General features: G+C 34.8%; 7 protein-coding genes and 1 pseudogene. 6 read left to right on the top strand and 2 right to left on the bottom strand.

All coding sequences use genetic code 11. The features are described 5' to 3' along the window. A pseudogene (locus tag AC1DJR_RS18320) lies at positions 1 to 156 on the top strand (EamA family transporter); the annotation flags it as partial. A gap of 21 nt (positions 157 to 177) precedes the next feature. After that, positions 178 to 318, top strand: coding sequence for a YrzO family protein (locus AC1DJR_RS18315; protein ID WP_477003192.1), 141 nt, complete (start codon positions 178 to 180; stop codon positions 316 to 318). Between the two features lie 69 nt (positions 319 to 387). Here AC1DJR_RS18315 and AC1DJR_RS18310 read toward each other — a convergent pair whose 3' ends face one another. After that, positions 388 to 483, bottom strand: coding sequence for a DUF3948 family protein (locus AC1DJR_RS18310; protein WP_002124767.1), 96 nt, complete (start codon positions 481 to 483; stop codon positions 388 to 390). A gap of 336 nt (positions 484 to 819) precedes the next feature. Here AC1DJR_RS18310 and AC1DJR_RS18305 point away from each other — a divergent pair, with 336 nt between their 5' ends. Then, on the top strand, positions 820 to 1,425 hold the full coding sequence (locus AC1DJR_RS18305; RefSeq protein WP_477003191.1) for a lysophospholipid acyltransferase family protein: 606 nt from the start codon (positions 820 to 822) through the stop codon (positions 1,423 to 1,425). Between the two features lie 69 nt (positions 1,426 to 1,494). Here AC1DJR_RS18305 and AC1DJR_RS18300 read toward each other — a convergent pair whose 3' ends face one another. After that, positions 1,495 to 1,587, bottom strand: a complete 93-nt coding sequence (locus tag AC1DJR_RS18300) for a DUF3948 family protein (RefSeq protein ID WP_012260201.1) — start codon at positions 1,585 to 1,587, stop codon at positions 1,495 to 1,497. A 305-nt stretch (positions 1,588 to 1,892) separates the two neighbouring features. On the opposite strand from AC1DJR_RS18300, the gene AC1DJR_RS18295 reads away from it, so the two are divergent. From AC1DJR_RS18295 to AC1DJR_RS18285, 3 genes are all read left to right on the top strand, one after another. Continuing rightward, positions 1,893 to 2,870 (top strand): LacI family DNA-binding transcriptional regulator, encoded by a 978-nt coding sequence (locus tag AC1DJR_RS18295; protein ID WP_002009913.1) that lies wholly within the window; start codon positions 1,893 to 1,895, stop codon positions 2,868 to 2,870. Between the two features lie 160 nt (positions 2,871 to 3,030). Then, complete coding sequence (locus tag AC1DJR_RS18290; protein WP_429687628.1) at positions 3,031 to 3,360, top strand: PH domain-containing protein; 330 nt, start codon at positions 3,031 to 3,033, stop codon at positions 3,358 to 3,360. 117 nt (positions 3,361 to 3,477) lie between these two features. Beyond that, positions 3,478 to 4,314 carry a YitT family protein gene (locus AC1DJR_RS18285; protein ID WP_002009911.1) on the top strand — a complete coding sequence of 279 codons (837 nt, stop codon included), beginning with the start codon at positions 3,478 to 3,480 and terminating at the stop codon, positions 4,312 to 4,314. Positions 4,315 to 4,485: the final 171 nt, after the last annotated feature.

Here is a 4,485-nt window from a genome sequence, read left to right as displayed (position 1 = left end):
ATTATGATGATGCAAGGGTATAAAATAACAACATTTGATATTGTAGGAACATTATTTGTTATTGCAGCGCTTATTCGTAATAATGTTTGTCAGAGAAAAGAAGAAAATATAAATAAACAAATTTTGCAAGAAAAGCAATTGCGTCAAGCTGTTTAATAGGCAACTGGAGGATTTTATATGTTAGAAAGTTTATTGTTTTTCTTTGCTGCTGGAGTTGCCTGCGAGCTTGCAGCAATTAATCGAAACGGTCGTAAAAATATAAAACAACAAGCTGAACTGATACAGCTTTTAAAAGACTTGAAGRAAAGAAAAAATTAAAAAGACGACCGGGCATAGACGGTCGTCTTTTCTATTATTATTTATATAAAGGGGAAAGGGGACACAAAGTTATATAAGCGTAGCAGCGTAAATGAAAGCAGTAAGAAGAATCGAGCCGCTAGCTAGTCCTAAAAAATCTAATTTATTAAAAGTCATGTTATTCATTATAAATTCTCCTTACTTGTTTAATATAGAAGCAACAGCTTTTGCATCGATAAGAGCGGAGAATACCATGCACATTGTATTTAAGAAATTGTTCGTTTTCATTTTGTTCATCATATAGATCCGCTCCTTTTCAAATGGTTGTTGTTACTTTCTGACTTAATTGTATAAGATAGTGGAGGGAGCCACTATCGAATTAGCTTACAAGAAAATTACACTTTTGTAAGAATTGAAATTTAACAATAAATACTTATTTTTATTACCAACTCCTAAAACTTAGTGTTATAATCGTTGTAAGAAAATGATTATACTTCGGATATTCAGAAAGGAACGAAACAAATGTATAAACCAATTACATTTTCGTTGAAATATATATTTAAAATGGCTGGGAAGGTAGAAGTACAAGGGAGAGAGAAATTACCGGAAGATGGCCCTTACGTTGTTGCGTGTACACATACAAGTTTTATGGATGTTTTAATGTTAGCGGCAGGAATGTACCCAACCCAAATTCATTACATGGCAAAAAAAGAATTGTTTGAAGGGAAATTTAAAAATTGGTTTTTTAAAAATGTAAATGCATTCCCTGTAGACCGTGCGAATCCAGGGCCAAGCACATTAAAAATTCCATCACGTTTATTAAAAGAAGGAAAAGTAGTAGGGATTTTCCCGAGTGGGACGAGGTCATCAGAAGACGTTTCACTAAAAGCTGGGGCTGTTACGATTGCAATGCGTTCTAASGTTCCGTTAATACCGGCAGCTTATGTTGGTCCATCAAGTATAAAAGAATTGATAAAAGGAAAAAAAGCGCGATTAGTTTTTGGAGACCCAATTCAAATCGATGCTGAAGAACAAATAGATCGAAAAACGGCTATGAAAATGATGACAGATGAATTAAATGCAAAGTTTGAAGAACTAAAGGAAGTTTTGCAGCCAAATCAAAAATAAGAAAAGACGATCGTGCATAGACGGTCGTCTTTTCTATTATTATTTATATAAAGGAGAAAGGGGACAAAGTTATAGTGTAGCAGCGTAAATGAAAGCAGTAAGAAGAACCGTGCCGCTAGCTAGTCCTAAAAAATCTAATTTATTAAAAGTGATGTTGTTCATAATGCATTCTCCTTACTTGTTTAATGTAGAAGCARCAGCTTTTGCAWCGATAAGAGCGGAAAATACCAAGCTCATTGTATTTAAGAAATTGTTCGTTTTCATTTTGTTCATCATATAGATCCGCTCCTTTTCAAATGGTTGTTGCCCTGTTTCTGACTTAATTATATGAAATGTTGCGGAGAGTCACTATCGAATTAGCTTACAGGAAAATTACACTTTTGTAAGAAAAACGAATGAAAGTGTCATGATGAGAAGATTTGACATATGTTCATGTGATTCATTAAGTTAAAAGTAGAGGTGAGTGTATGGCTAATATTAAAGATATTGCAAAGATGGCTGGGGTTTCAGTTACGACTGTTTCGAGGGTRTTAAATGATCATCCATATGTAAGTGAAGAAAAAAGGAAAGTTGTTTTAGAAATAGTTGAGAAATTGAATTACTCGCAAAATGCAAATGCTGTKCATTTATCAAAAGGGAAGACGAATATTGTTGGCGTGATTTTACCTTATATTAATCATCCGTCTTTTGATGCGATGGTGGGTGGAATGATGGAAGTTGCGTTAGCTCACAACTATCGAGTGCTTCTTTGTCAAACGAACTACAATAAAAAAGAAGAAATGAAAAGTTTACATATGTTGAAAACAAAGCAACTAGACGGTCTTATCATTTGTTCTCGTGCCAATGAGTGGGAAACTATAGAGCCTTATGCAGCGTATGGGGCGGTTATTGCTTGTGAGGATAATGATATTGAAAGCATATCGAGTGTATATACAGATCATTTTAATGCCTTTCAATTAGGGATGAGTTACCTTATTGAAAAAGGTTATAAGAAGATTGGATATTGTACGGGAAGAAAGTTAGGGCCAAGTAGTAAGAAACGTTTTGATGCTTATAAACAACAGCTACAATTAATAGATGAAGAAGTGATGGAAGATCGGATTTTCACAGAATGCTTTACGTTAGAAGATGGTGTAAGAGTTGCACATCAATTCAAGGAGATGGAGAATCCTCCTGAAGCATTAATAGTGGCAGGAGATGAAGTTGCTATTGGGATCATGACAGAAGTTGAAAAATTAGGTATTGAAGTTCCTGAGGATTTAGCGATTATTGGTTTTGATAATCAACCGATTTCTCAAGTTTTACAACTGACAACCATTGACCAAAATTTAAAGGGAATAGGTAAGACTGCTTTTGAAATGTTTTATAGGCAAGTAAGTGATGAGAGTTCTAAACAAGAAAAGATGGAAATTCCGTATAAACTTGTGGAACGCTCCACGGTTTAGTGTTAATCCGTTATGTGTATAATCACATAACGGATTATTTTTTGAAATGTCTTTGACAGGAAACGCGTTTCATACTTTATAAAAGAGTTACACCGGTCTGTAATAATCCATGGATTCTTTTCAAGTGTTAAAACAATGAATAGAATTTGGAGGGATATGCATGAATGAACTTTTATTAAGTATGAAAAAATATGTAGAGGATGACGAAAAGATTTTAGCGTTTGTCGTAGGGATATTTGAAAAGGATGACTTTACTTTATGTTATCAACATGGGATTTTTGTTGCCACTACTAGACGTCTTCTATTTTACGGGAAAATTCCGTGCTATCCTGCGGTATTTGAAGAGTATTCGTATTTGCATATAGATGACATAGATTTCCGTCCATATTTCGAATGTACTTGTAATCGTGAAACCATTAGAGCTAAGTATATTCAGAGTGGGAATGTGGAGCGCTTTGTCCGTACAGTTAGAGCGAATATGAATAATTAATCACCCCTTTGTTTAAACATAATATCTTGGTCTTTGTGAGGGGAAATGCGGAATAAAAACAACTTCTAAACCTCTAGGAGATAGTGATACAATGTCAAATGGGGGGAGGTATGAACTATGGTTAATCAACGTATAAAGGAAATAACACTAATTACAATTGGTTCATTATTATTCGCAATTGGTATTAATTACTTTGCAATTCCAAACCGTTTATCAGAGGGTGGAATTATTGGTTTAACGGTTGTTACGTACTATTTATTTGATTGGTCACCAGGAATTGTGAATTTTGGTTTGAATGCAATTTTATTAGCTGTAGGTTATAAATTTTTTGATAAGAAAACGATGGTTTACACAATTATAGGTATTGTGGAAACCTCTTTGTTTTTATATGTTACAGAACATATCGAATATCAAGTAAATAGTGATACGTTACTAGCAGCTTTATTTGCTGGTGTATTTGTAGGTATCGGATTAGGCTGTATGTTCAAAGCTGGAGGTACATCAGGAGGATCGGCAATTTTAGCTCGACTAGCAAATCAATATTTAGGTTGGAGCGTTGGTAAAGGCGTACTTATTATTGATATCGTTGTAATTGCGGGTTCTGTATTTATAATAGGACAAGAAAAGGCAATGTATACACTTGTAGCTGTATTTGTCGGAGCGAAAGTAATTGATTTCATCGTGGAAGGTATGGATACAAAGACAGCTGTTACAATCATTTCAAATCAACCGGATTTAATACGTGAAACTATTACGAAAAACATGACACGCGGTGTCACTGTATTAGAAGGACGCGGCGGATATACTGGTAAAAATAAAGAAGTTTTATATATCGTTATTAATAAACAAGAGCTTGTTAAGTTAAAGCAAGTTATTAGTAGAGTTGATGAAGATGCCTTCGTTGTCATTCACGATGTGCGTGATGTACTTGGCGGTGGCTTTAAAGCAAGCTAAAAGATGGACGAGAAAATTCGTTCATCTTTTTTTATCCCGCATTAACGGGCAGTAGAAYTCCCACCTCAAAATTCAKCTGGAGCAAAGAAGTTAGGTGGGAGATCAACTGCCCGTAAACGCCCGATTGCTGAGGGCTAATAATCAGTGGGGGGATGAACAAAACCCCCACTG

This window comes from Bacillus sp. 05T31 (assembly GCF_056396725.1).
The sequence above is the reverse complement of the archived record's forward strand: the minus strand, read 5'-3'. Positions and strand labels throughout refer to the sequence as shown.

What these genes read in the sequence shown, in the direction of transcription:
- AC1DJR_RS18310 (WP_002124767.1), bottom strand. Translation starts at nt 483, where the DNA reads ATGAATAACATGACTTTTAATAAATTAGATTTTTTAGGACTAGCTAGC.
- AC1DJR_RS18300 (WP_012260201.1), bottom strand. Translation starts at nt 1,587, where the DNA reads ATGAACAACATCACTTTTAATAAATTAGATTTTTTAGGACTAGCTAGC.
- AC1DJR_RS18290 (WP_429687628.1), top strand. Translation starts at nt 3,031, where the DNA reads ATGAATGAACTTTTATTAAGTATGAAAAAATATGTAGAGGATGACGAA.
- AC1DJR_RS18285 (WP_002009911.1), top strand. Translation starts at nt 3,478, where the DNA reads ATGGTTAATCAACGTATAAAGGAAATAACACTAATTACAATTGGTTCA.